This window comes from Psychrobacter sp. JB193, from assembly GCF_002285555.1.
Taxonomy (GTDB): Bacteria; Pseudomonadota; Gammaproteobacteria; order Pseudomonadales; family Moraxellaceae; genus Psychrobacter; species Psychrobacter alimentarius.
The window spans coordinates 743,667-764,563 of the sequence record NZ_NRGY01000002.1 but is presented as its reverse complement, the minus strand read 5'-3'; the positions used below and the strand labels follow the sequence as shown (position 1 = coordinate 764,563).

26 protein-coding genes and 1 tRNA gene are annotated in these 20,897 nt (G+C 46.8%); 24 read left to right on the top strand and 3 right to left on the bottom strand.

The genetic code is table 11. The features are described from left to right. Positions 1–2 precede the first annotated feature (2 nt). The 5 genes from CIK80_RS11125 to CIK80_RS11105 are packed head-to-tail and all read left to right on the top strand — an operon-like array spanning position 3 to position 5,459. Complete coding sequence (locus tag CIK80_RS11125) at positions 3–314, top strand: hypothetical protein (protein ID WP_095570041.1); 312 nt, start codon at positions 3–5, stop codon at positions 312–314. A gap of 3 nt (positions 315–317) precedes the next feature. Continuing rightward, positions 318–866, top strand: a complete 549-nt coding sequence (locus CIK80_RS11120; protein WP_095570040.1) for a phage protein Gp27 family protein — start codon at positions 318–320, stop codon at positions 864–866. Continuing rightward, positions 866–2,443 carry a hypothetical protein gene (locus CIK80_RS11115; RefSeq protein WP_257011755.1) on the top strand — a complete coding sequence of 526 codons (1,578 nt, stop codon included), beginning with the start codon at positions 866–868 and terminating at the stop codon, positions 2,441–2,443. The genes CIK80_RS11120 and CIK80_RS11115 overlap by 1 nt, the downstream gene beginning before the upstream one ends. Positions 2,444–2,477: 34 nt before the next feature. Further along, positions 2,478–4,118, top strand: a complete 1,641-nt coding sequence (locus CIK80_RS11110) for a DUF935 domain-containing protein (RefSeq protein WP_095570039.1) — start codon at positions 2,478–2,480, stop codon at positions 4,116–4,118. After that, a complete protein-coding gene (locus tag CIK80_RS11105) occupies positions 4,119–5,459 on the top strand; it encodes a phage minor head protein (protein ID WP_095570038.1) in 1,341 nt (446 codons plus the stop codon). It abuts the gene before it with no gap. Between the two features lie 2 nt (positions 5,460–5,461). Here the strand turns inward: CIK80_RS11105 and CIK80_RS15360 are convergent. Beyond that, positions 5,462–5,557, bottom strand: a tRNA-OTHER gene (locus tag CIK80_RS15360). On the opposite strand from CIK80_RS15360, the gene CIK80_RS11100 reads away from it, so the two are divergent. The 13 genes from CIK80_RS11100 (at position 5,544) to CIK80_RS11040 (ending at position 15,105) form a co-directional block, all read left to right on the top strand. Further along, the gene (locus CIK80_RS11100; RefSeq protein WP_257011754.1) at positions 5,544–6,092 is read left to right on the top strand and encodes a phage virion morphogenesis protein; all 549 of its coding nucleotides are present in this window, start codon (positions 5,544–5,546) and stop codon (positions 6,090–6,092) included. The two genes, CIK80_RS15360 and CIK80_RS11100, sit on opposite strands and share 14 nt — an antisense overlap. A 302-nt stretch (positions 6,093–6,394) precedes the next feature. Then, positions 6,395–7,492: a phage protease gene (locus tag CIK80_RS11095; protein WP_095570037.1), complete on the top strand. Its 1,098-nt coding sequence runs from the start codon at positions 6,395–6,397 to the stop codon at positions 7,490–7,492. A gap of 42 nt (positions 7,493–7,534) precedes the next feature. After that, on the top strand, positions 7,535–7,957 hold the full coding sequence (locus CIK80_RS11090) for a hypothetical protein (protein ID WP_095570036.1): 423 nt from the start codon (positions 7,535–7,537) through the stop codon (positions 7,955–7,957). Positions 7,958–8,009: 52 nt separating this feature from the next. After that, positions 8,010–8,918 carry a Mu-like prophage major head subunit gpT family protein gene (locus tag CIK80_RS11085; protein WP_095570035.1) on the top strand — a complete coding sequence of 303 codons (909 nt, stop codon included), beginning with the start codon at positions 8,010–8,012 and terminating at the stop codon, positions 8,916–8,918. Positions 8,919–9,006: 88 nt separating this feature from the next. Beyond that, complete coding sequence (locus tag CIK80_RS11080) at positions 9,007–9,438, top strand: DUF1320 domain-containing protein (protein ID WP_095570034.1); 432 nt, start codon at positions 9,007–9,009, stop codon at positions 9,436–9,438. Positions 9,439–9,447: 9 nt separating this feature from the next. Next, a complete protein-coding gene (locus CIK80_RS11075; RefSeq protein ID WP_095570033.1) occupies positions 9,448–10,083 on the top strand; it encodes a phage protein Gp37 in 636 nt (211 codons plus the stop codon). Positions 10,084–10,092: 9 nt separating this feature from the next. Next, the gene (locus tag CIK80_RS11070; RefSeq protein WP_179288373.1) at positions 10,093–10,398 is read left to right on the top strand and encodes a hypothetical protein; all 306 of its coding nucleotides are present in this window, start codon (positions 10,093–10,095) and stop codon (positions 10,396–10,398) included. A gap of 23 nt (positions 10,399–10,421) precedes the next feature. Further along, positions 10,422–11,132, top strand: coding sequence for a hypothetical protein (locus tag CIK80_RS11065; RefSeq protein WP_095570032.1), 711 nt, complete (start codon positions 10,422–10,424; stop codon positions 11,130–11,132). Between the two features lie 46 nt (positions 11,133–11,178). Continuing rightward, positions 11,179–11,976, top strand: coding sequence for a phage tail protein (locus CIK80_RS11060; RefSeq protein WP_257011753.1), 798 nt, complete (start codon positions 11,179–11,181; stop codon positions 11,974–11,976). Positions 11,977–11,990: 14 nt separating this feature from the next. Beyond that, positions 11,991–12,377: a hypothetical protein gene (locus tag CIK80_RS11055; RefSeq protein ID WP_095570030.1), complete on the top strand. Its 387-nt coding sequence runs from the start codon at positions 11,991–11,993 to the stop codon at positions 12,375–12,377. Between the two features lie 41 nt (positions 12,378–12,418). Further along, a complete protein-coding gene (locus tag CIK80_RS11050; RefSeq protein WP_095570029.1) occupies positions 12,419–12,745 on the top strand; it encodes a phage tail assembly protein in 327 nt (108 codons plus the stop codon). Between the two features lie 17 nt (positions 12,746–12,762). Further along, a complete protein-coding gene (locus CIK80_RS11045; RefSeq protein WP_095570028.1) occupies positions 12,763–12,966 on the top strand; it encodes a hypothetical protein in 204 nt (67 codons plus the stop codon). A 9-nt stretch (positions 12,967–12,975) separates the two neighbouring features. Then, positions 12,976–15,105 (top strand): phage tail tape measure protein, encoded by a 2,130-nt coding sequence (locus tag CIK80_RS11040; RefSeq protein WP_095570027.1) that lies wholly within the window; start codon positions 12,976–12,978, stop codon positions 15,103–15,105. On the opposite strand, the gene CIK80_RS11035 is transcribed toward CIK80_RS11040, so the two are convergent. Both CIK80_RS11035 and CIK80_RS11030 read right to left on the bottom strand, forming a co-directional pair. Then, entirely contained in the window at positions 15,102–15,701 is a 600-nt protein-coding gene (locus CIK80_RS11035; protein WP_095570026.1) for a hypothetical protein, read from the bottom strand. The genes CIK80_RS11040 and CIK80_RS11035 overlap by 4 nt on opposite strands. Positions 15,702–15,709: 8 nt before the next feature. Continuing rightward, entirely contained in the window at positions 15,710–16,063 is a 354-nt protein-coding gene (locus CIK80_RS11030; RefSeq protein WP_095570025.1) for a hypothetical protein, read from the bottom strand. A 156-nt stretch (positions 16,064–16,219) separates the two neighbouring features. Between CIK80_RS11030 and CIK80_RS11025 the strand changes: the two genes are divergently transcribed. The 6 genes from CIK80_RS11025 to CIK80_RS11000 are packed head-to-tail and all read left to right on the top strand — an operon-like array spanning position 16,220 to position 20,897. Continuing rightward, positions 16,220–17,431: a DNA circularization N-terminal domain-containing protein gene (locus CIK80_RS11025; RefSeq protein ID WP_095570024.1), complete on the top strand. Its 1,212-nt coding sequence runs from the start codon at positions 16,220–16,222 to the stop codon at positions 17,429–17,431. Further along, a complete protein-coding gene (locus CIK80_RS11020) occupies positions 17,421–18,482 on the top strand; it encodes a phage baseplate assembly protein (protein WP_095570023.1) in 1,062 nt (353 codons plus the stop codon). The genes CIK80_RS11025 and CIK80_RS11020 overlap by 11 nt, the downstream gene beginning before the upstream one ends. Before the next feature lie 7 nt (positions 18,483–18,489). Further along, on the top strand, positions 18,490–18,969 hold the full coding sequence (locus tag CIK80_RS11015) for a phage baseplate assembly protein (RefSeq protein ID WP_095570022.1): 480 nt from the start codon (positions 18,490–18,492) through the stop codon (positions 18,967–18,969). Next, a complete protein-coding gene (locus CIK80_RS11010; protein WP_095570021.1) occupies positions 18,959–19,330 on the top strand; it encodes a phage GP46 family protein in 372 nt (123 codons plus the stop codon). The genes CIK80_RS11015 and CIK80_RS11010 overlap by 11 nt, the downstream gene beginning before the upstream one ends. Next, a complete protein-coding gene (locus CIK80_RS11005; protein WP_095570020.1) occupies positions 19,330–20,376 on the top strand; it encodes a baseplate J/gp47 family protein in 1,047 nt (348 codons plus the stop codon). Before CIK80_RS11010 ends, CIK80_RS11005 begins: the two co-directional genes overlap by 1 nt. Continuing rightward, positions 20,373–20,897: a hypothetical protein gene (locus CIK80_RS11000; protein ID WP_095570019.1), complete on the top strand. Its 525-nt coding sequence runs from the start codon at positions 20,373–20,375 to the stop codon at positions 20,895–20,897. Before CIK80_RS11005 ends, CIK80_RS11000 begins: the two co-directional genes overlap by 4 nt.

Sequence of the window (20,897 nt, the reverse complement as noted above, 5' to 3'; positions counted from 1 at the left end):
TGATGTCCGTTGATATGGCAAAAAGTCGCCGAGAAGGTATGCGCTGGCATCTGCTCAATGCTCTAGATAAAGCTCGTCCGCTAGGGGCTATAGACACACTACTACTTGATGTAGTGCGCTGTATCTATCCTGATACGACTGTCAAAGAGCTGCACAGTCAATTGGACTACCTTGATAATAAATCGCTTGTAGTACTGGTTAAACATCCTGATGGTCATTGGCACAGTTGCCTAAACAGCAACGGTGTCGATATGGTCGAATACACCGTGGATTGTCCTGCTGGTATCGCACGCCCTGCTAAATACTGGGGTTAGAAGATGGCACGTGAAAGCGCAGTAGATCAACTTACGTCTGAGCATTTGGAGCTATTAAAAGTACGCCTTGAAGACTCAGGGTTTCAAGACTATCAGCAGTTAACAGATTGGTTGACCGAGCTTGGCTATCAGATTAGCAAATCTTCTGTCCATCGCTTTGGCAAAAAGCATGAACAGAAGATGCAAGCGGTGTCATTGTCTACGCAAGCGGCTATCTATATGGCTGAGCGCAATCCTGATGATGCTGGAGCGCTGTCGTCTACCGTTGTTACGATGATGCAGTCAGAGTTTTTTAACGCGCTGGTACAACTGCAAAGCCTAGATGATGACAAAGATATTAATCCAATGGATCGTCTTGCGGCGTTATCTAAAGTCAGTAAAGGTATTGCAGAGCTATCCAAAGCATCAGTCAATCAAAAAAAGCACCAGATTGAAGTACGAGACAAAGCCAATGCTGCTGCTGATAAGGTTGAGCAGCTAGCAAGTAAAGGTGGTCTGAGTGGCAAGGCGGTACAAGAAATACGTAAAGCGATACTAGGGATTGCAGACTGATGACCAAAAAAGAGACGCCGCCATTACTTGATGCCAATACTGATCTGGAAGCACCAGCAGTACTGCTACCGTATCAGCAAAAATGGATAGCAGACGAGTCACAGCTTAAGATCGCTGAGAAATCACGGCGTATCGGCTTGACTTGGGCAGAGGCTGCGGACTGTGCTTTGGTTGCGGCATCTGATAAAAAGTCTGGTGGGCAAAATGTCTACTATGTTGGCTATAACCAAGACATGACAATGGAGTTTATCGAAGCCTGTGCGATGTGGGCGCGCTCGTTTAACTATGCGGCCAGCGAAATTGAAGAAGGTATCTTTGTCGATGAAGACGGCGATAAAGAAATCAAAACCTATACGATTAGATTCCCAAAAGCCAAAAACCGTATCACTGCCCTATCCTCTCGCCCGTCTAACTTACGTGGTAAGCAAGGCGTAGTCGTCATCGATGAGGCGGCGTTCCACGAAGATCTTGCTGGACTAATCAAAGCCGCTTTAGCACTACTTATCTGGGGCGGTAAAGTGCGGATTATCTCAACGCATAACGGCGATGAGAATGCCTTTAACGATCTAATCCAAGAAGTACGGGCGCTGAAACGTAGCGGCACGGTACATAAAACCACGTTTAAGGAAGCCGTCGAGCAAGGGCTATATAAGCGTGTCTGTCTGCGATTGGGTAGAGATTACGATGCGGCCGAAGAAGTGGCGTGGATGGCTGAGGTCTATAAATTTTACGGTGATGATGCTGAGGAAGAGCTGGACGTGATACCCGCGCAAGGCTCAGGACGCTGGCTGACAATGGGGCAGCTAGAAAAGCTACAAAATGAAGAAAGCCAAGTAATCCGCTTTGTACCGCCTAAAGGCTTTGAGCTGTGGACTGAGGACGCCCGTAACACCCATGTAGATAAGTGGTTAGAAGAAGTTGCCGACCCTGTATTGCTAACGCTTGATAAGACACACCCGCATTACTATGGACTTGATTTTGCGCGTAAACGCGATGCCAGCTCGATGTGGTGGCAGGCGGAGCGCTTGAATATGAGCCGCTATTGTCCGTACGTACTTGAGATGGAAAAGACGCCATACAATCAACAAAAACGCATCTGTATCCATGTAATTGAGCGCACGCCGCGATTTAGCAAGGGCGCTAATGATGCGACGGGTAACGGTGGCTTCTTAGCTGAGCAGCTACAAATCAAATTTGGGGCGCATCGTATTGATGCTATCAATATGTCTGAAAGTTGGTACGCCGAGCATACGCCGCATTTCGGTAAGTGCTTAACGGATGGGACGATTGAGGATATGCCCGCTGATCGTGATATCCGTGACGATCATTTACTGTTTAAAAAAATCAAAGGCGTGGCACGGATACCAGCGGAGCGTACTACCAGTAGTACAGGCAGTAAGCGCCACGGTGATAGTGGTATTGCTCATTTGCTCTGTGACTATGCGAGTAAGTTTCCCACGCCTGAGCTGGATTGGACACCAGTGCCAATTGATAGATCAGAGATGCCACGAGGTATGCGTGATGTGTTTGACAAGCTTGCCTCATTGAGTGGATTTTTGGGTAATGGTGGCTGGTAGGTTTAGGTTAACAATATTATTTTAAGGACTTTTAATGTCATTTTATTCAGCGCTACGCCAAGCCGCTCCAATCGCGCAAAAGCAGATCAAACGTCTGCTCGGCTCACAAGTACAAGCAGCTGATGACCGCGCCCACGTGTGGGAGCGTCCAGAGCTAACGCACCCAGCGGTAGGACTAACACCCGCTAAGCTCCATCAACTACTTACAGGCGCAGAATCAGGCAATATGAACGATATGCTGGCGCTGTTTGAGGACATGGAAGAGCGTGACAGTCATATCTTTGCTGAACTTGATAAGCGTAAGCGTAGCCTACTGTCGCTTGATTGGTACATCAAACCGCCTGAAGGTGCAACCGCCGCTGAAAAGGAGCAGGCAACAACTATCCAAAACCTTATGCACGCGATCAATGATTTTGATATTGTCATTAAAGACGCTCTTGATGCTATCGGTAAAGGCTTTAGCGGACAAGAAATCAACTGGATACGCGATGGCAGTACATGGTATGTCGAATCACTTGAGTTTGTCATACCACAACGCTTTGTAATTGCACCAGACAATAAAACGCTGATGCTCGGTAATGGCATCGATGCGCCAGAGGCGCTGTGGGATCATGCGTTTTTGATGCACACGCACAAAGCTAAGAGCGGTTATCTGGTACGTGGTGGACTGCACCGTATCCTTGCGTGGCCGTACGTGTTTAAAAACTACTCAGTGCGTGATCTTGCCGAATTTTTAGAAATTTATGGTCTACCTATGCGCTTAGGCACATACCCTGCGGGCGCAACCGAGGCTGAGAAATTTACTTTATTACGCGCGGTAATGGAGATCGGACACCGCGCTGCTGGTATTGTCCCGCAAGGTATGCAAATCGACTTTAAAGAAGCCGCCAAAGGCAATAGTGATCCGTTTGAGTCAATGATCAAATGGTGTGAGCTGTCACAGTCTAAAGCGATACTTGGCGGTACGTTGACTACTCAAAGCGATGGTAAATCTAGTACTAACGCACTTGGTAACATTCACGAAGTGGCGCGAATTGAAATACGTGATAGTGACGCCAAGCAGCTCGCAGCGTCTGTCAGTCGTGACATCGTAGCTTCAATGATGCGATTAAATTATCCGAGCGTCCACCCGCGCCGCTACCCTAAGTTTGCGTTTGATTTATCAGAGCCAGAAGACATTACAACATTCAGTGAGGCAATACCTAAGCTGGCTGGTGTCAATGGTATGCGCATTGGTGCTAGCTGGTTACATAGTAAGCTTAATATACCAATGGCGGACGATGATGAGCCGATCTTAAGTGTGGGGAATATTGCAACGCCTACGGCACTCACTGCTGCACTCAATGCGCATCGAGCTGCGTTGGCTGCGAAAACTGACCCTGTCAAACGTGAGCACGCAAATATTGACAAAGCAGAGCGCGGGATCGATGAGGCAACTACTGGCGACGACTGGGACAATAATATTACTGATATGAGTGCCCGTCTGGGACAAGCGCTGGTCGATAAGCTAGCATCGGCAACAAGTTATGACGAAGCGCTGGCGCTACTGTCCAATGCTGAGCCAAATCAGGCGGTCGATGAGTTGGCAGCCAATTTGGAACAGTACTTGTGTGCTGCTGGTCTCTGGGGTAAGTTGCACGCGCAACCGTTAGAATTGCCCGCTGGGGATGTGTAAATGCCTGATTCTAACGTAACGCTGCAAAGCCTGTTTGGTCGTCGTCCTGATGATGCTATCCAGTATCTACAAGATAAAAAACCACGTGCCAGTATTGATTATCTAGAAGTGCAAGGGCGTGCGCACGATCACGCCTTTGTCGTTGCTAAGATGACTGACATGGATATGCTGAAGCAAGTGCAGCAATCATTGGTCGAAGCAATGGAAGGTGATATGTCATTTAAGCAATGGCAAGCGTCTATCGAGCCGATGCTCAAGGAAAAAGGCTGGTGGGGTAAAAAAGATATGACGCTACCTGATGGTAGTATCAAACCTGTGCAGTTGGGTAGTGACCATCGGCTAAAGCGTATTTATGAAACCAATATCAATCAAGCGTATCACAAGGCGCGCCGCCACGATGGTGACTACGATATATACCCCTATGCGATGTGGTTATCTCGCGGAGATAACCGCGTGCGTCCCAGTCACCAATCACTCAATGGGCAAATATTTCGCCGCGATGACCCTTACTATCAATCCATACGACCCCGTTGTGCTTACGGCTGCCGCTGTGATGAGATATTACTGACTGCTGAGCAAGCCGCGCAGTACGGTGCGCTTGACGGCTATACGATATACGATGATATCAGCCAGTATGTGACCACTGAATCTGTCATCGTACAGGGTACTTATGGGGCTTACACTGCCCCTGTCAATGTCATGCGCTTGCCTAATATGCCCGTATACCGCACAGACGCGGGCTGGGTACATACAGGCGATGCGCTACCGATGCAGCCAATGCTCGATAAAGCAGGTCAAGTACCTGCTTTGCTGGGCGCTAACAGTATGCAAGCTGTACTTGCTCGTGAGTCAGTGCTTAGCCGATTTAATGACGATGTAAAAACATGGGTCGATAGTGTTGACCCGACTAGACCAAAGGGTGAGTTTCGACACGTTGGCGTAGTACGTCCTGAGTTTGTACAAAAACTGGCAGACGAAAAAGGATTGGCGCTAGAAAACGCGGTTATTACTCTGCATGATCGTATTACGTTGCAGCATTTGGATCGGGCACATAAACGGCATGATCCCAGCTGGGTCGCAAATATTGTGCGTAATCTAACAGCGCCTCATAGTTTGTATTGGGACAATATAACCAACGCACCCGTACTGGTATTTGATACACCAGACATAAGCTACAAATTGATTGTCAAAATGAACGAGAGGATAAAGGGGCGCGATGTAGTCGAAGCAAAGCAAAATTACATCGGCAATGTGATACGTACTATCTCGCTCGATACGGCTAGTAACTTAAACAATGGTACTAACTATACGCGCTTATTGAGCACGGTCGATAGTAAATAGAAGGCATTGGGTGGGAATTGAACCCACTACACACGGCTTGGTGATTATGCTGATAATCACTAATGCAACCGTCCTCGTACCATTATGAGTACCAATGCTATTGCTAGCGTAACGTCAATCGCTGTCAATATCAACAACTTAGAGCGATATATGACAATATCAACGATATTAATTACAGATGAGCTACAACGGGTACTCAACCAAGCAGCTCGGCAAACCAGCAATACTGCACCGCTGATGCGGACTATACGCGCGCAACTGCTCAGTCAGACGCAGCAAAACTTTCGGATGCAAGGGCGTCCCAAATGGCCAGAGCTATCTCAGGTAACGATTAAAAACTACGAGCGCTTAGGTATTAGTACAGCGGGACTACTTAGGCGCTCTGACTCGCTATACAACAGTATTCAAACCTTTAGTGATGCCACGAGCGCCACGATCAGTGCGGGCGGTGGTAACCAATCAGGCGCGTATGCTGCTATACAACAATGGGGCGGCATGGCAGGTCGAGGTCGTAAAGTTAAGATACCAGCACGTCCTTACATACCGATTGATATTAATGGTTATTTGCAGCCTGAAGCAGAAACGGGCATCAATCAGGTGCTGATGGCACATTTGCGACGTAGTTTCAGATAGTGCATCAAACATATGGTAAATGAATAGCGTTAGAGGGTCGTTAGATTTACGACTGTCAGGCGCAAAAGATAAAACGCGGTGATTACTCTACTTATAAATTAAACGCTCCTAAGAGGGCGTTTTTTTGTGTGCGTGCAAACAACCTTACTTAAAGTCGGAACTGTGTCCCGTATCTCTAATACTTGTCGTCTGCGATCATAAGACTTTCTGAAAGCTAAATATGTGCTAAGGGGGCGTTATGTAGTGCCGTTATCACTTAAAAACGACTGAGATCAATTAAGACAAATAGAGAATCAAACACTATGTCAAAAATAGCCCCGCCATACATTGCCGCACTATCACTGACTATTGCCAGCGCTACTGGCACGCCTGAAGGATATTTTTTAGTATTCCCTGAAGGGGAGACGAGAAGCGGCGACGGCAGTGGGCGACCACACGAGTGTGATAGCTGGAAATTGAACAGCACGTCTGGTCGCGTTTTGGCACAGATGCTAAACGCGCGCCCGACTGATATGGTCATCGACTATGAGCATCAGACGTTATACACCGAAAAAAATGGTCAGCCAGCACCTGCTGCTGGGTGGTTGGCTGCGGGACAGTTTGAATATGTGGATGGCGTTGGACTGTGCAACCGCGCACCAAGTTGGACGACCAGAGCGACACAAGCTATCGCTGGTAATGAGTACCGCTATAAATCACCAGTCATTGCTTACGATACGGACGGTAATGTCACAAACGTAATGAACGTCGCTATCACCAATCAACCCGCGCTACTGACGCTCGATGAGCTGACAGCGTTATCTGCAAAATTTACCCCAAAACAAGATCAGGACAAACCTATGAACCCTTTACTTGCTTATGTTATTGCTGCGCTTGGACTCAAAGAGTCAACGACTGAAGATGAAGCCGTGACTGCCCTATCCGCGCAAGTCGACGACTTTAAAACTAAAGCGACTGATGCCAAAGTCATCATCGATGCGGACAAGCCATTGGCAGCATTGTCTAGTGTGTTTACTCATACTGCTAAGCCTGACCCAGCTAAGTATGTGCCAGTTGAGACGATGACTGAAACCGTCGCGGAACTAAACGCAAAAATCACAACCCTACAATGCAATCAAGTCGATCCTAATGCTGCGCTATTGACTGCTGCCCTGTCTGACGGGCGTTTATTGCCTGCACAAGAAGAATGGGCACAGTCATATGCCGCATCTGATCCTGCTGGCTTTAAAGCGTTTTTAGATAATGCGCCTATCATCGCTGCACTTAATCAAAAGCAAACGACTGGCAAACCTGATCCTGTCGCGGGCGACAAAATCACGGCACTATCAGCTGAGCAAATCGAAGTTGCAAACGGTATGGGTATCTCGCACGCCGATATGATTGCGGAGCTTAACGCCTAAGTAGTTATTCCAAATTGCTAACTTAATTTAAAAGGACAAATCATGCTAAATACACCATACCGCGATGGTATCTCACTGCCTTTAATGATTGCTGCTATCACCGCTATCACTGAGGGTGAGCTGGTAGCGGTTAATAGTACGGGAGAGGCAGTGCCTGCGACTGATGCAGATGCCAAATACTTGATGGGTCGATCTGAAACGACTGCTAGCCCTGAAGCACCAGCGTCCAATAATACAATTGTGATCACGCGTAATCGTCAGTTTTTACTAAGTAACGATGCGACAAATCCAGTCACTGCCGCTGATATCGGTACTACTGTGGTGCTGACCGCAAAAAATACCGTTGGCAAATTTACTGATGGTGATCCTGCGGCATTGGGTGTCGGTACGCTGATGGGTGTAGATTATAGCGGTAAGGCGTGGGTCGAGATTGGCGGTGCGCCTGTGGGTATGCTCGGCGCTTAATCCACACCGCGATACGAATGAATCAAATTAATACTAACATCAAGGACACACTATGAACGTCAATGCACAAACGCTAAATGCTATCGCTGCTGGGCTTAAGAAAGTCTATAACGATACGTTTAATAAGACTGAAAGCTTTCACAAGAAAGTAGCGATGGTCGTGCCAAGCTCTAACTCACAAGAGACCTATGCGTGGCTACAAAATATGCCGCGTATGCGTAAATGGGTCGGCGACAAAGTAATCAATAAATTGTCCAAGCAAGGCTATAGCATCGTTAACGATGACTTTGAAGTAACAGTCGAAGTCAAACGTAATGATATCGAAGACGACAATATTGGCCAGTATAACAATATGAGTCAGCAAGCAGGCTGGTCAGCCAAGCAGCTACCTGATGAGCTAACCTCTGAGTTAATCAATCAAGGTCAAACCAGTCTATGTTATGACGGCAAGCCGTTCTTTTCGAGTGCTCATCCTGTCACTGTAAAAGGTGAAGATAAGACCATGAGTAACGTACATAACAAAGCGCTGTCTGCTGAGTCTGCCGCTGCTGCAAAAGCCAGCTATGGTGTTGGTCGTACTAAGATGCGTTCGCTTACAGATTATGAAGGTCGCAATTTAAAGGTTAAGCCAAACCTGCTGATTGTCGGACCTGACCTTGAAGATACTGCGCGCACCTTGCTCACTGCCGATAAATTAGAAAATGGTGATCAAAATATCTACAAAAACACGGCTGAGTTGCTGGTCATTGATGATTTAAAAGCTGGTACTTGGTATTTAGAAGATACATCTATGCCCGTCAAGGCTCTGATTATTCAAGAGCGTAAGAAGCCTGTGTTTGTCTCGCAGACTGATATGAATGCGGATGGTGTATTTTCGCGTGCTACCTATAAATTTGGGGCTGAGGCTCGCTACGGCGCTGGCTATGGCTTTTGGCAGTTGATGTTAAAAGGCTACGAATAACATTAACTAAGTCAGGTCTAACCCTACGCACAAACGCTAGGGTTAGCGGTTGTTTATAACTCCGTTACTTTAAACACAAGGTAGGACAATGGGCAGTTACGCAACGATAGAGTCAATGATTACGCGCTTTGGTAAGGAAGACTTGAAAGAGGTCACCGATACAGAGATACCTTATACAGGCGAAATCATTACAGCAAAGCTGCAAGCAGCGATTGAGTCAGCAAATGCGGAAGTAGATGCCTATCTTGCCAAGCAAATGCATGTACCTACTGTTTTAGGCTCACCCTTTGTACAAATGATGGCATGTGATGTCGCACGCTATCACGTAGCACTGGGTAATGCCCGTGTCAGTGAGCGCGATGAAAAGCGTTATGACTTGGCAGTAAAAAACCTAAAAGCGGTCAACGAGGGCAAAATTGGTATTGGCGCTGGCACAGCTAAAACGAACGCAGCGCCTAGTATTAATCTTGCACAGATGACGAGCGGGCGTCCAAGTGTGTTTGGTAACTCTCAATATTAAGGTGACAAGATGCTGGCTCAGATAGAACAGGCTATCAAAGATACGCTACACGCTTATAACCAAGAGCACGGTGGTGGGTTCTTGCGAGGTATTAAGAGTTACGCGGGCGACTTTGATGCTGAGTCACCTGATGAGTTTGCGCAAGTTGTCGCTTCATTCCCCGCCATTTGGGTAACGTTCAAATCCTCATCCAAGCCTAAAAAACTGGGTGCAAAAAAGCGAGAGCGTGATTATGTCTTTACCGTACTTGTTGCCGCCAATTCTGGACGACGTGAGGAAACGAGTCGTCAGGGCGCATTTAAAGCTGATGGGACAATGCTTAGTATTGGCAGTTATCAACTTATTGAGCTGGTCGAAAATGCGCTGCTGGGCAACCGTATGGGGCTGGCTATTGATCCGCTGGATGGTGGTGAGATTACGTCGCTGTTTAATTCTAAAACGAGTAATCAAGTGGTTAGTGTCTTGGCGTATGACTGGCATACGAGCACCACCGTCTCAGACCCAGACCGTGATGCTGATGTGCCATTCATTGAGCGTATCAATATGGACTATATCTATTTTGATACTGACGGCAATGCAGCTGATGACCCGCGTGTACTAGCGTCTGACCAAATTGATTTAACCCCTTTAAATTTAAGAGCTTAAGGAATAACTATGAAAACGCCTGGTATCTATACCGACATCAATACACAGACGCAGCGGACGGGTCTGCCAACGCAAGATCATCGCATTGTATTTGTTACTGGTGACACTGCTGCCCCTTCAAATCCAACGCCTATTTACGATACAGCAACCGCTAATGTTGTGAGTGGTGCTAACTCTAATGCAGGTCGTATGATTGCTGCTGCCTTGTCTGTGTCGCAGGGTGTGCGCGTTGAAACTGTGGGAAAGGGAAAAGGGTCTAGTGTCAGCTACATCAATCTTGACTTGCCACTACCAGACGATCAATTACCATCTTAAAGAATAATTAAAGGATATTTTTCATGATCTCATCATGTCTAAAAGTACAAGTCGGCAATAGCCCTTCTTTTATTATTAGCTTTACAGGCGCAAACCTTGAGTATGACGTTAGCTCAGTTGGTAATCTTGACGACCTCATTGTCTTTAGCCATCTTTTTAATTTTTTTGGCTTCAAGTCTAAATGGACTTATGCGGTACCAACAATATCAATAACGGGCACACCCTATGGTTGCCTTATTGGTCATACAGCAGATTCAGAAAACTCAATTGGTCATCCCGATAGCTTAAGCCTCGCGTGCTTTACACAGCAGAGCTTAAGAGATGAATTATCAACACAAGTGCCGTTTGTAAATGGCTCATACATCATGTCAGAAGAAGAGTGGCGTGCGCTGGTAGAGTCAACAAGCTTTGAAAATTTCAACTCGCTTTTAATTGAAGCTCAAGTCAGTAATGAAATGACAGTCATAACAGAGCGTACAACACTTAAAGTTATGCGCTGTACGGCTGCTGAGATGCTAACACTGCCACCTCGCTACTCGGATGCTCCAGATTATAGTGATGCCTTTAATCTAGTTAAGGCAAGATTGGTCAATAAGGTAGCTGTACTTGACAGTAATGGACTAGCACCAGCTGTTTATCATGCAGATGGTGACTATATTGAGTTTACTGCTGATTGTGCAATTCAGATCTCTATTCCCGAACCTGAATTAAATCCCGTTCCAATACCGACTTAATTTTAATTCTTGTCCTCATCTACAAGTAAGCATTATGGAGCTATACATGCCAAACCAAATACTAGCCCCACACGGGCACTCACTAATCGCACTTGATGCGCCAATTACGCTCGAGGCTGATGCTAATGCGTGGGTCGAACACTTAGACTTTGTATCATCCAAAACTGAGCAAAATGACGCCATCCTGATTGTGCCGTTTGACGATGTCGACGATGCCACAGCATTTGCTAATTTTGCGTCAGTCAAATCGTGCTACCGAATTATCGCAGTGTGCTATCACGGCGCGATTGGCTTTGAGCCAGAGCTATCGGCGAGTATTGCAGCGACTATCGCAAGCGAGGCTGATCCCGCCCTCCCCTTTAACGGCTGCAAATTACCTGCACTGCCAGTCGTCGATGGCAGTCTACGCTTAACCAAAACGCGCATCGAGCAAGCATTAAATGATGGCGTGGCAATGGTCAACGTGGGTCATGATAGCAAGCCTGAGATTGTGCGATTAATCAGTACGTACCGCACCAATCCAGTGACTGGTCAAGCGGATGACTTATTGCTCGACATTAATGGCGCACTGGTATTGCGTTATGTACGCCGCGATCTGCGTGCAGCAGTAGCAGCCAATCCACGCCGTAAGAATACCGATGCATCACGTCGGGACTTACGTAGCCTACTTCTTGATCGTTGCCTAAAAATGGACGATGCCGAAATACTCGAGCATGTGGCCGCTACAAAAAATGAGCTGACTGTTATGCAAAGCACGGCAGATAAAACAGCGGTAGATGCTCATATTCCGAGCTATTGGGTGCGCGGTATGCACGTTATTAACACCACGCTAGACGTTTATTAATTTAAGGATAACCCATGAGTGAAGCAGATGTAGTCGGCACAATCGTGCTAACGGTGGACGGGCGTGAGTTTGACTGTGCAAGTGTCAGCCCTAAGCTTGTGACAGGTAAGAAGCCTGTCGCAACGATGAACCGTCAAGGCCGCACCCGAAAAAAAACTAAAACGACAAGCTCTATTACGCTGTCAGTCGAAGTCATCATCCCCGAATCAGGTGATATCGATTGGGCAAATATTGAAGACGGACGCATTACGATTGAGTCGCTGGACGGTGGTCATCGCACGACTTACACAGGCTGTGAAGCAACGGACGTATCGGAGAGCTATAAGCTTGACGGTGAAGCAATGCGATCTATTGAGATGTTCGCGCTCGATAAAATCGGCGAAGGGCAAGCGGCCACTTAATCCTACTAACCAAAATATAGTACGAAAAAACAGGAATAATCATGACTAAAGCAAAAGACAATCCAGCGACAGATATTATTGAAAAGGTAACATTACCAGTTGGCATCTGCATCGATGGAGTACGGTATACAAAAGTAGAGCTGCGTCCTATCACGGTCGGACAAAGCTATGCGGCATCCATGAATGCTAGTGAGACAGACTTGCAAGTGCTGGTCGATCTCGCAGTAATGACACACGTACCTACACTTGGTCGTGCGCTAACGTATGAAGAGCTGGATACTGCCAGCCGTCAAGACGGGCAGCGATTGGAAATTGCGCGCATGACACTGGAAAAAAAAGAGCGCGAGCAAGCAACCAAGTCCGCCTAGTAGGGTTACTTATTAAGATGGGCGTACCTTATGCTGATGCTTGGGGTATGCCTGTCGATATGGCGTTAGATATGCTCGGATTATCGTCTAATGTCACTAAGTCTAAACAACCAGCAAACAATCCAGCGAATTCTGTGTCTACACCACCATCGCCTCCTGCATCCAATGCCAAACCACGTAAATTGGTTGCTGCTCGTCGTAAATCAAAAACCACTACATAGGGCGTTTTTATGTCTACTCAAACCGTTAGTTTACGATTATTGCTCACAGGCAATGCTGGCGCTGAGCTACGGCGTATCGCCCAGCAAAATATTCGTGATACGCGCTCTATCAATGATATGCAACGCCTCGGTATTCGTACCCAGCGCCAAGTACATCAAGAGATACGCAACCAAGAACGCGCCTATCGTCGTTTGCGTGCAAGTGGCGTGGCATCCGCTAACGATCTGCGCCGTGCCCAGCGAGCGATGCGTGAGGAGGTACGACGGCTCAATGGTGAGCTGCGTACTTCAGGGACATTGATGGGTAAGATGCAGGGTGCTGGCGCTATGGTCGGTGGTGTCGTAGCAGGCGCTGCCGTGGTTAATAGTCAAATTAAGCCTGCACGAACATATGATGAACAGCTAGCCCGAACGTCAGGAACAGCAACATACGGTAAGGGTATGAGTATCAGCGATCGTAAGCTGGTCAAGGTTGAACTAGATAAAACGGTAATGGCTGCGGTACGCGGTGGTGGCGGCACGCGTGAGGGCGGACTTGAGGCGGCAGATACGCTTATCGCAAGCGGTGCATATGATTTAGCATCAGTCAAACAAGTGCTGGGCGTCACACAACGGGCGTCGTTTGTATCGGGTGCGACCGCGCCAGATGCAGCCGCTGTGACTTTACAGCTCAAAAACTTTGGACTAAACCCTAATCAAATATCACTTGGACAAGATATCGCGGTAGCTGGCGGACAGCTGGGTGGGTTTGAGTATGACACGATGGCGCAGTATCTTAGCCGCCAATTACCGCTTGCTAAGGCTGCGGGTTATGGAGGACTTGATGGTCTGAAAAAGATTGTAGCGCTTAATCAGGTCGCTATCAATACGGCTGGTAATCAAGATGAGGCAGGTAACAATGTCGTCAATCTATTGCAGAAAATAAGCTCGCGTGAATTTAGTAAGCAAATAAATAAGCAAATTGAACCACAAGCTGGTGACCCACAACTACCAAAATCACAAGGCGGAGGACTCGACTGGTCGGCGTACGCACGGCAACAAAAATTACAAGGTGTGGATCAGATTGATGCGTTTGTCAGCTTGCTTGAACGCCAACTGGCTGGTGACTCGCAATATCAAGCGCTTAAGAAGCAAGCGGGTAATGCAAAAGGGCAAGAAGCTAAAGCACTATATGAGCAGATGAGCACAATGCTAGAAGGCTCAAATTTAGGTGAGGTCATAGCTGATAGACAGGCGTTAATGGCAGCGCTTGCGATCAGTACTAACGGCTCAGAGAATGAACGTATTAAGTCTGGCTTAGATAACGCAGGTGGTACAGTTGATGGGCTACATGAGCTGTTTAAAGGTGATGAGTGGGCAACGGCAATGGATCGCCAGCAAGAGCAGCTTAATATCAACTATGGTTTATATAAACAGGTCAATGAGCAGCTAAGCGATTTTAACCAATCGCTTGGCGGCTTTATGGAAAAGCATGAAGGATTAGCGACAGCCGCCTATGGTGCAGGCCTTGCATTAGCAGCAGTAGCAGCAGCTGGTGTAGTCAGCTCTTTAGCTGGTGGTGCTGGTGCGGCAGGTGCAGGCGCAGCAGCTGGTGGATTATTAGGTCGCGCAGGCGGTGTACTTGGTCGTGCAGGCGGCGCGCTTGGGCGCGGTGCTATAGCTGGTGGCAGTGCGCTGGTATCAGCTTCAGGTGCTGCCGTTGCTTACTCTGGCGCACTTGGCTATGGCGCAGGTACGCTCATAAATAAAGGGTATATCGAAAAAAATGCTGGGTTATCGGATGCCATTGGCGGCACTATTCATACCGCGCTTGCTAATATGGGCGTTGAAAGTAGCCAGCAAGCGCTGGATGCTCACTTTAATAGCTTAATACAGCAAAACCAGCAGACTGCGCAAAAGCAAGACCAAATGGTTTCTGAACAAGCCCAAACTAAACAAATCCAAAGTCAAATCATGAGCCAGCAGGGACAAATGATAGCCCAACAAGGACAGATGATTGGTCAGCTGCAAGCCATTGCTAGTAAACCAGCTCCAACTTTTAATCCAACCATTACCATTGGCGGGCACTCAACGGCAATGAATATGATGGACGAAATTGGTAAGCAAGGTAAGCGCGGTAAGTTTGGACCCTATCGTTAAAGCTCTGAGCTTGATTTGATGTTTTCTTCACAAAGCCCTAGCCAGTATTCGTAGTTTGCTTTGTGATCTGCAATTTGTTCTACGTTGTAACCATCTTGATGTATAGAGTCGTCTATATAATAAGAATTGATTGGAACTATCTCATTATAAGCTTCATAACATCCCATAAAAAAGTGCATTTCTGATGGAGGCTTATATTCATCGACCTCTATATTATTTAATAATTCGCTACGAATATCGCGCAATCCTTGGGTATCTTTGTTTTGATAAAGCACTTCGTTCTTTGCGTAGTCTGATTTTAGTTCTGCTAAACGCTCTTTTGCAAAGGACAATGCCATCTCAGGGTCATTATGGATGGTTGGAGTTGTAGAAGGTGCTGTTACAACTTTCTCTGCAACTGCCGCGCTGACTGGCTCTACTGGTAACGTTTGTTCTGTTTGAAAATATCCTGCAATTAACATCCAAACTATCAGAAAAGGCAAGCTAATCAACCAACCCATACCTATCGGCTGTTTAGCCTTAATTTTATTTTTTGCGATCCACCATCCACCGACCCAAAGTACTAACCAAACTCCTAAAAGTACATATATATTCATCTTTAATCCTATTTAGGTGTTGGTAAATCATCAAGCTCTTGGAAAATTTGTAATGCTTTACTCTGTCCTGCCTCAGTATCAGCGCCTTGAACTCTACTACCATTACTTATTTTCTCTGCGAGTTTACCAAGTTCAGTAGCGTCTTTTTTATGCCAATGAAATTCATGCTCAGCAGTATAAGAAATCTCGTCAGCAGTATAAATAACGCCCCGCTTTACCATTTCTTTTAACAAGCCTTTAGCGGTAGAAATGTCTTGGCTATGGCTTAGACCAGCTTTATCAGTGGGACTAATTAGGTGTGAAGATAATTTAGCTACAGTCTGTCTTACTACTTCTTGATGATCGTATTGTTCAATTCCCATATTTATACTCCCTTTATTAGATAATTGTTCATTCTAACGTATCAACAATAAGCTATAAACCAAAAAACTTGGTTTATCGGAACTTTATCACCTATAAGCCCACGCCCGACTATTACATAATGAACTTACTTTCTCACCAGTACTGCGAGCGCATAGATGGCATGGCAAGAAAATTTATATGACGCATCCTTTCGCGGTGTTGAGTTTGAATATTTTGGCGTTGATGACAGCCAAGACAAAGCGATTGCAACTCATCAAGCGCCGTATGCCAATGATGCTGATATTCATGATATGGGTAACAACCCTAAAAATATAAGCATGACCGCACTTATAGAAGGTGTGGACTATGAACAGGCGTTAGAAGACTTACTCAATGCGCTAGATGCCAAAGGCTCAGGTGAGCTGGTACATCCCGTGTTTGGGGCACAAGAGGCTATTTGCGCAAGTTATAGGGTCAAGCACGATAGCGACATCGTAGACGGCTGTACGGTTGAGCTACAGTTTATTGTAAGTGGCTCAAAACGAAATATTCAGCATTTTACACCTGAACCAATGCCCGCCACTAGCCAAGCAGCGGACAGTATTATCTTAGCAACGCCAGCGGAGGAGCTGACAGTTTATCAAGAGCAGCTTGATGCTATTGGCACTGAGGCGGCTATCGCGCAATCTCGTAGTATCCCTGAAACCATACGTAGCAAACTGCGTGAGGTACGGACGAATCTTGGCACAAATCTGGTACGCGTGGACGATCTATTGAATCCACCAGTATGGTTAGGCAGTATCGTCGGTGATGTGGATGGTATCGTTAAGACGCTACCGCTGGACTACGATCCAATGAACAATTGGCGGCGTCTGTTTAACCGTATCAAAGCCATTGGCGATGTGTTCGGTGATAGTGATGTACCACCGCTACGCAGAACAGGGCAAGTACTACCAGCTGCAATGACTAGTCGCGGTGTCATTGAAATATTAAAAGAGGAACAGCGTAACCCTACCCTAACGCCAAGTGATTTGATTGCGATTAATGATGAAGCGCGCCAACAGATACAAGAGGCAATCGATCAGGTGCGCGCTGATGATAGTACACAAAATGACCAATCTCTGCCGGTCATCAATCAAGATATTACGCCTATTATTCGTGACCTTAAAAAAGCGGCGGCACAGCTGCAAGCCTTGACTGACGCTACAATTAATAGTCGTCCGCCACTAACTAAGTACACAGTCACAGTGCCGTGTACTTGGCGTTTATTAGCTCATCTACTATACGCTGACTATACGCGCGCTGATGAGCTGTCGCGGCTCAATCGTGGACTGGTTGATGCGTCTGTCATTGATGCAGGTACACAGGTGTCATGTTATGCCCGATAACGACACAGAAAAAATGGCGCTACATATCGACGGCGTGGTGTGCTCGACATGGGATGATCTAAGTGTCGATAGTGATATTGGCGTACCAGCGGACGCGTTTAGTTTTAGCTGGTTTGACGCTGAGCAAGACGTACTACCTGACTATGTCAAAGGTGGGTCTAACTGCACGGTGAGCTGTAACGGTGAGACGGTATTAACAGGCATTTTAGACCGCATTGGTCAGCGTGTTGGCCGTAATGGACTTAGCACCAATCTATCAGGACGCGATCTAGCAGGACAACTGATTGATTGTCACGCACCCATTGACGCTGCTGCCAATCTTAGTCTGTCAGAGCTAATCAAGCGGTACGTGACAGGTGGTGACTTGGCAAACCTGCCTATTACCATTGGCAAGGTGCAAAACGACTGGCTCAAAGGTAAAACAGGTGTGGATATTGGCGAATCTGTCTGGGACGTGCTAACAGCGGCGGCACAAGCAAGTGGTCAGTATGTTTGGCTATCAGCTGATGGCGCACTGATGATCGGTAATCCGTTTGATGTACCACAGCCTACTATAAAGCCTAAATTTTATCTTTATAACGACGATAGATACGAGCAAAACAACGTACTCGATGCTGACTATCAATATGACATCTCAAACGCGTTTAGTACGATGGAAGTGGTGGGGCAAAACGATAAGGGCAAAAACTTTAAAACAAAAGTCACAAGTGATCGTATGGCGCTCAAACGACACCGCATCATTAACGATAGTCGCTCGGACACACAAGCAGAAGCGGAGAAATTCGCAGCTAAAGCAATGGCTGATGCTTGGCTGGATGCGACTGACTTAACCCTACCAGTATCAGGTTGGACACATAATGGTCAGCCGTGGCGAACAGGGTGGGAAGTAAGTTTTGATAGTAACGTCCTGACGCGCGCTGTTGGTGATTGGGTTATTTATGGTCGGACAATGTTGCTATCACGCGCTAATGGCAAGACTACTGAGCTACGGCTCAAACGCCGTGAGGACTGGATGCAACCAGTAAAGTACGCTGATCTGATTAAAAAGTGAGTAAGACATGAGTCCATTCAAACAAGCACCAGCCATCCGACAAGCAATCATTGGCACGATCAAGCGTACTGGTAATAAAGCGTTGCAGGTGCTTGGCTTAAGCGGTGAGCTGGTCGATGATGTACCGCTGTATCAGCAGGTAGGGTTTGCCAGTTGGCTACCTGAAGATGCTGAGGTGGTCATGCTGCCAATGCAAGGTCGCGCGCGTAATTTTGTCATCGTCGCTGGTCAAGACGCGGTAGCGGTGGAGCTAAAAGAGGGTGAAACTGTGGTCTATAACCAGCATGGCGTTGAGATTAGGTTATTAAGTGATAGGGTCAAGATTAATACCAACTTAGAGGTTGATGGCAATATCAAAGCCACAGGCGATGTATCAGACAAAGCTGGCTCTATGCAAAGCATGCGCGAGGCATACAATATCCACGGTCATACAGCTGAAGGTACATCACCGCCAACTGTACTAATGGGAGCAGCCGATGCGCTTTGACCAAACCACCAATGACTACACGCTGGATGGTATTAACGCACCACCATTTACAGATACTGAAGCACTAGCAGAAGCGGCCTATTTGCGCTTATTAACGCCAAAAGGATCATGTTTTAGTGATAGTCAGCTCGGCAGTGAACTGTATAAGCTTAAGCGTAGCAAGGATGTGCCGCGTATGCGTAGACAAGCGATTGCGTGGGCAAAACAAGCGTTAGAACCATTACGCGCACCATATTATCTAAACAATATTATTGTGACTGCGGGCAATGTTGAGTTAGGCCATTTATTGATAAAAGCTGAATTGGTACAAGCGGACGGTAGTGCCACTAATACATCTATTAACGTACAGGTAGCTGGATAATGTATCAAACCCCTAAATATAGCAATATCAAAGCCGTCATCATGCAAGAGTATGTCAATCAAACTGGCACACTGCCCCAGCGTGATTCAGATGCAGACGTGCGCGCATCAGGCACAGCAGCGGTTGCTGAGGGCTTATACAGTCATCAAGAGTATATTTTAAAGCAGCTTTTCATTCAGACAGCAGATGAGCCTTACCTCTATATACACGCCGATGAGCTAAATTTACCGCGTCTTGGCGGCTCGACAGCGACAGGGCAAGTATGGGCTTCAGGTAACACTGATGGGATCATCTTGCCCGTTGGTAGCAAACTGACTGATGGTTTTGGACGCTATTGGCAGACCACTACAAATGCCACTTTGTCTGCTAAAAAGCAGGTGGCTGTACCAGTGCAAGCAAGCAATAACGGTGCAGCATTTAATGCTACTGGCACGTTGAGGTGGGTATCGCCAGTCGCGGGACTACAAAGTATAGCAGGTGTAGATGTAATCAGCGGTGGATCAGACGGAGAAAGCCTTGAGCGATGGCGCTCAAGGCTCTGGAACAAGAAAAAGCTGGGTAAAAGTTTGTCACGCACTGAAGACTTACGTCAGGCAGTATTGGGTGTGTCTGGTGTCGCTAATGCTTACGTTTATCCCTTACGTCGCGGCGCTGGTAGCGTTGATGTCGCCATCACCGCACAAGGTGCGAACGGGGCAACTTTACCAAGCGACAGCTTACTGGCTCAATCTGAGCAAGTTTTAAAAGACACTACCGCATTTTGGGAAGATGTGCGCACTTTTAAGCCCACCATTATTGCGTTTAATGTTACCGCTAAAATCACAGGCGTTAATGTTAATACGGGTGAGATTAGCGCAATCATCAATGACTATCTAAAAGCAATGATACCCGCTGAGAGCTACAAAGCGGCGGTATTATATAGCCTGATTATGTCAGTAGAAGGCATGATAGACGTACAGTTAACACCTAACGTTAATGTTAATCCTACCGTCAGTATGGAGCAAGTAGGCTGGATACGCCCCGCCAATGTGACGGTGACTTCATGAGTGAGACAAACAAAATAGCAGATGTGCTCGTGCAGCATCTGCCATACGGCGCTTATGACCATAGCCATAAGACAGTTATATATAAAGATATAGTAGCACATAGCAAAGCGTTAGAGTTGGTGAAGGTATCGGCTGCACGTATTTTTGCCGTATTAAATGGCATACCCGACGAGCTAATTGATGAGTTTGAGCGGGAGTACGGATTGCCACTCTTGTGCGGTCAAAGCGATGTCGGCAATACAATTGATGATCGACGTGCTGAGATTGAACGTGTCAAACGTGAAGGCCATGTACTGCTTAACTTAGCGGGTCTGTACAAGCTATTTGCTCGCTACAATCAGACCGTGCTTGCAGTGCAAACTTACGTGCCTATGCAGTGTTTAGGATCATGTACCGACCCGTTAAATACTGCACGGCTGCGATTTCGTGTGACATTGACACTTGCCAAACCGATCAAGGCAGATATGGGCTGTTTATCAAAAAACTACTTACCCGCCTCTCTCAGACTTGATATTAAATAA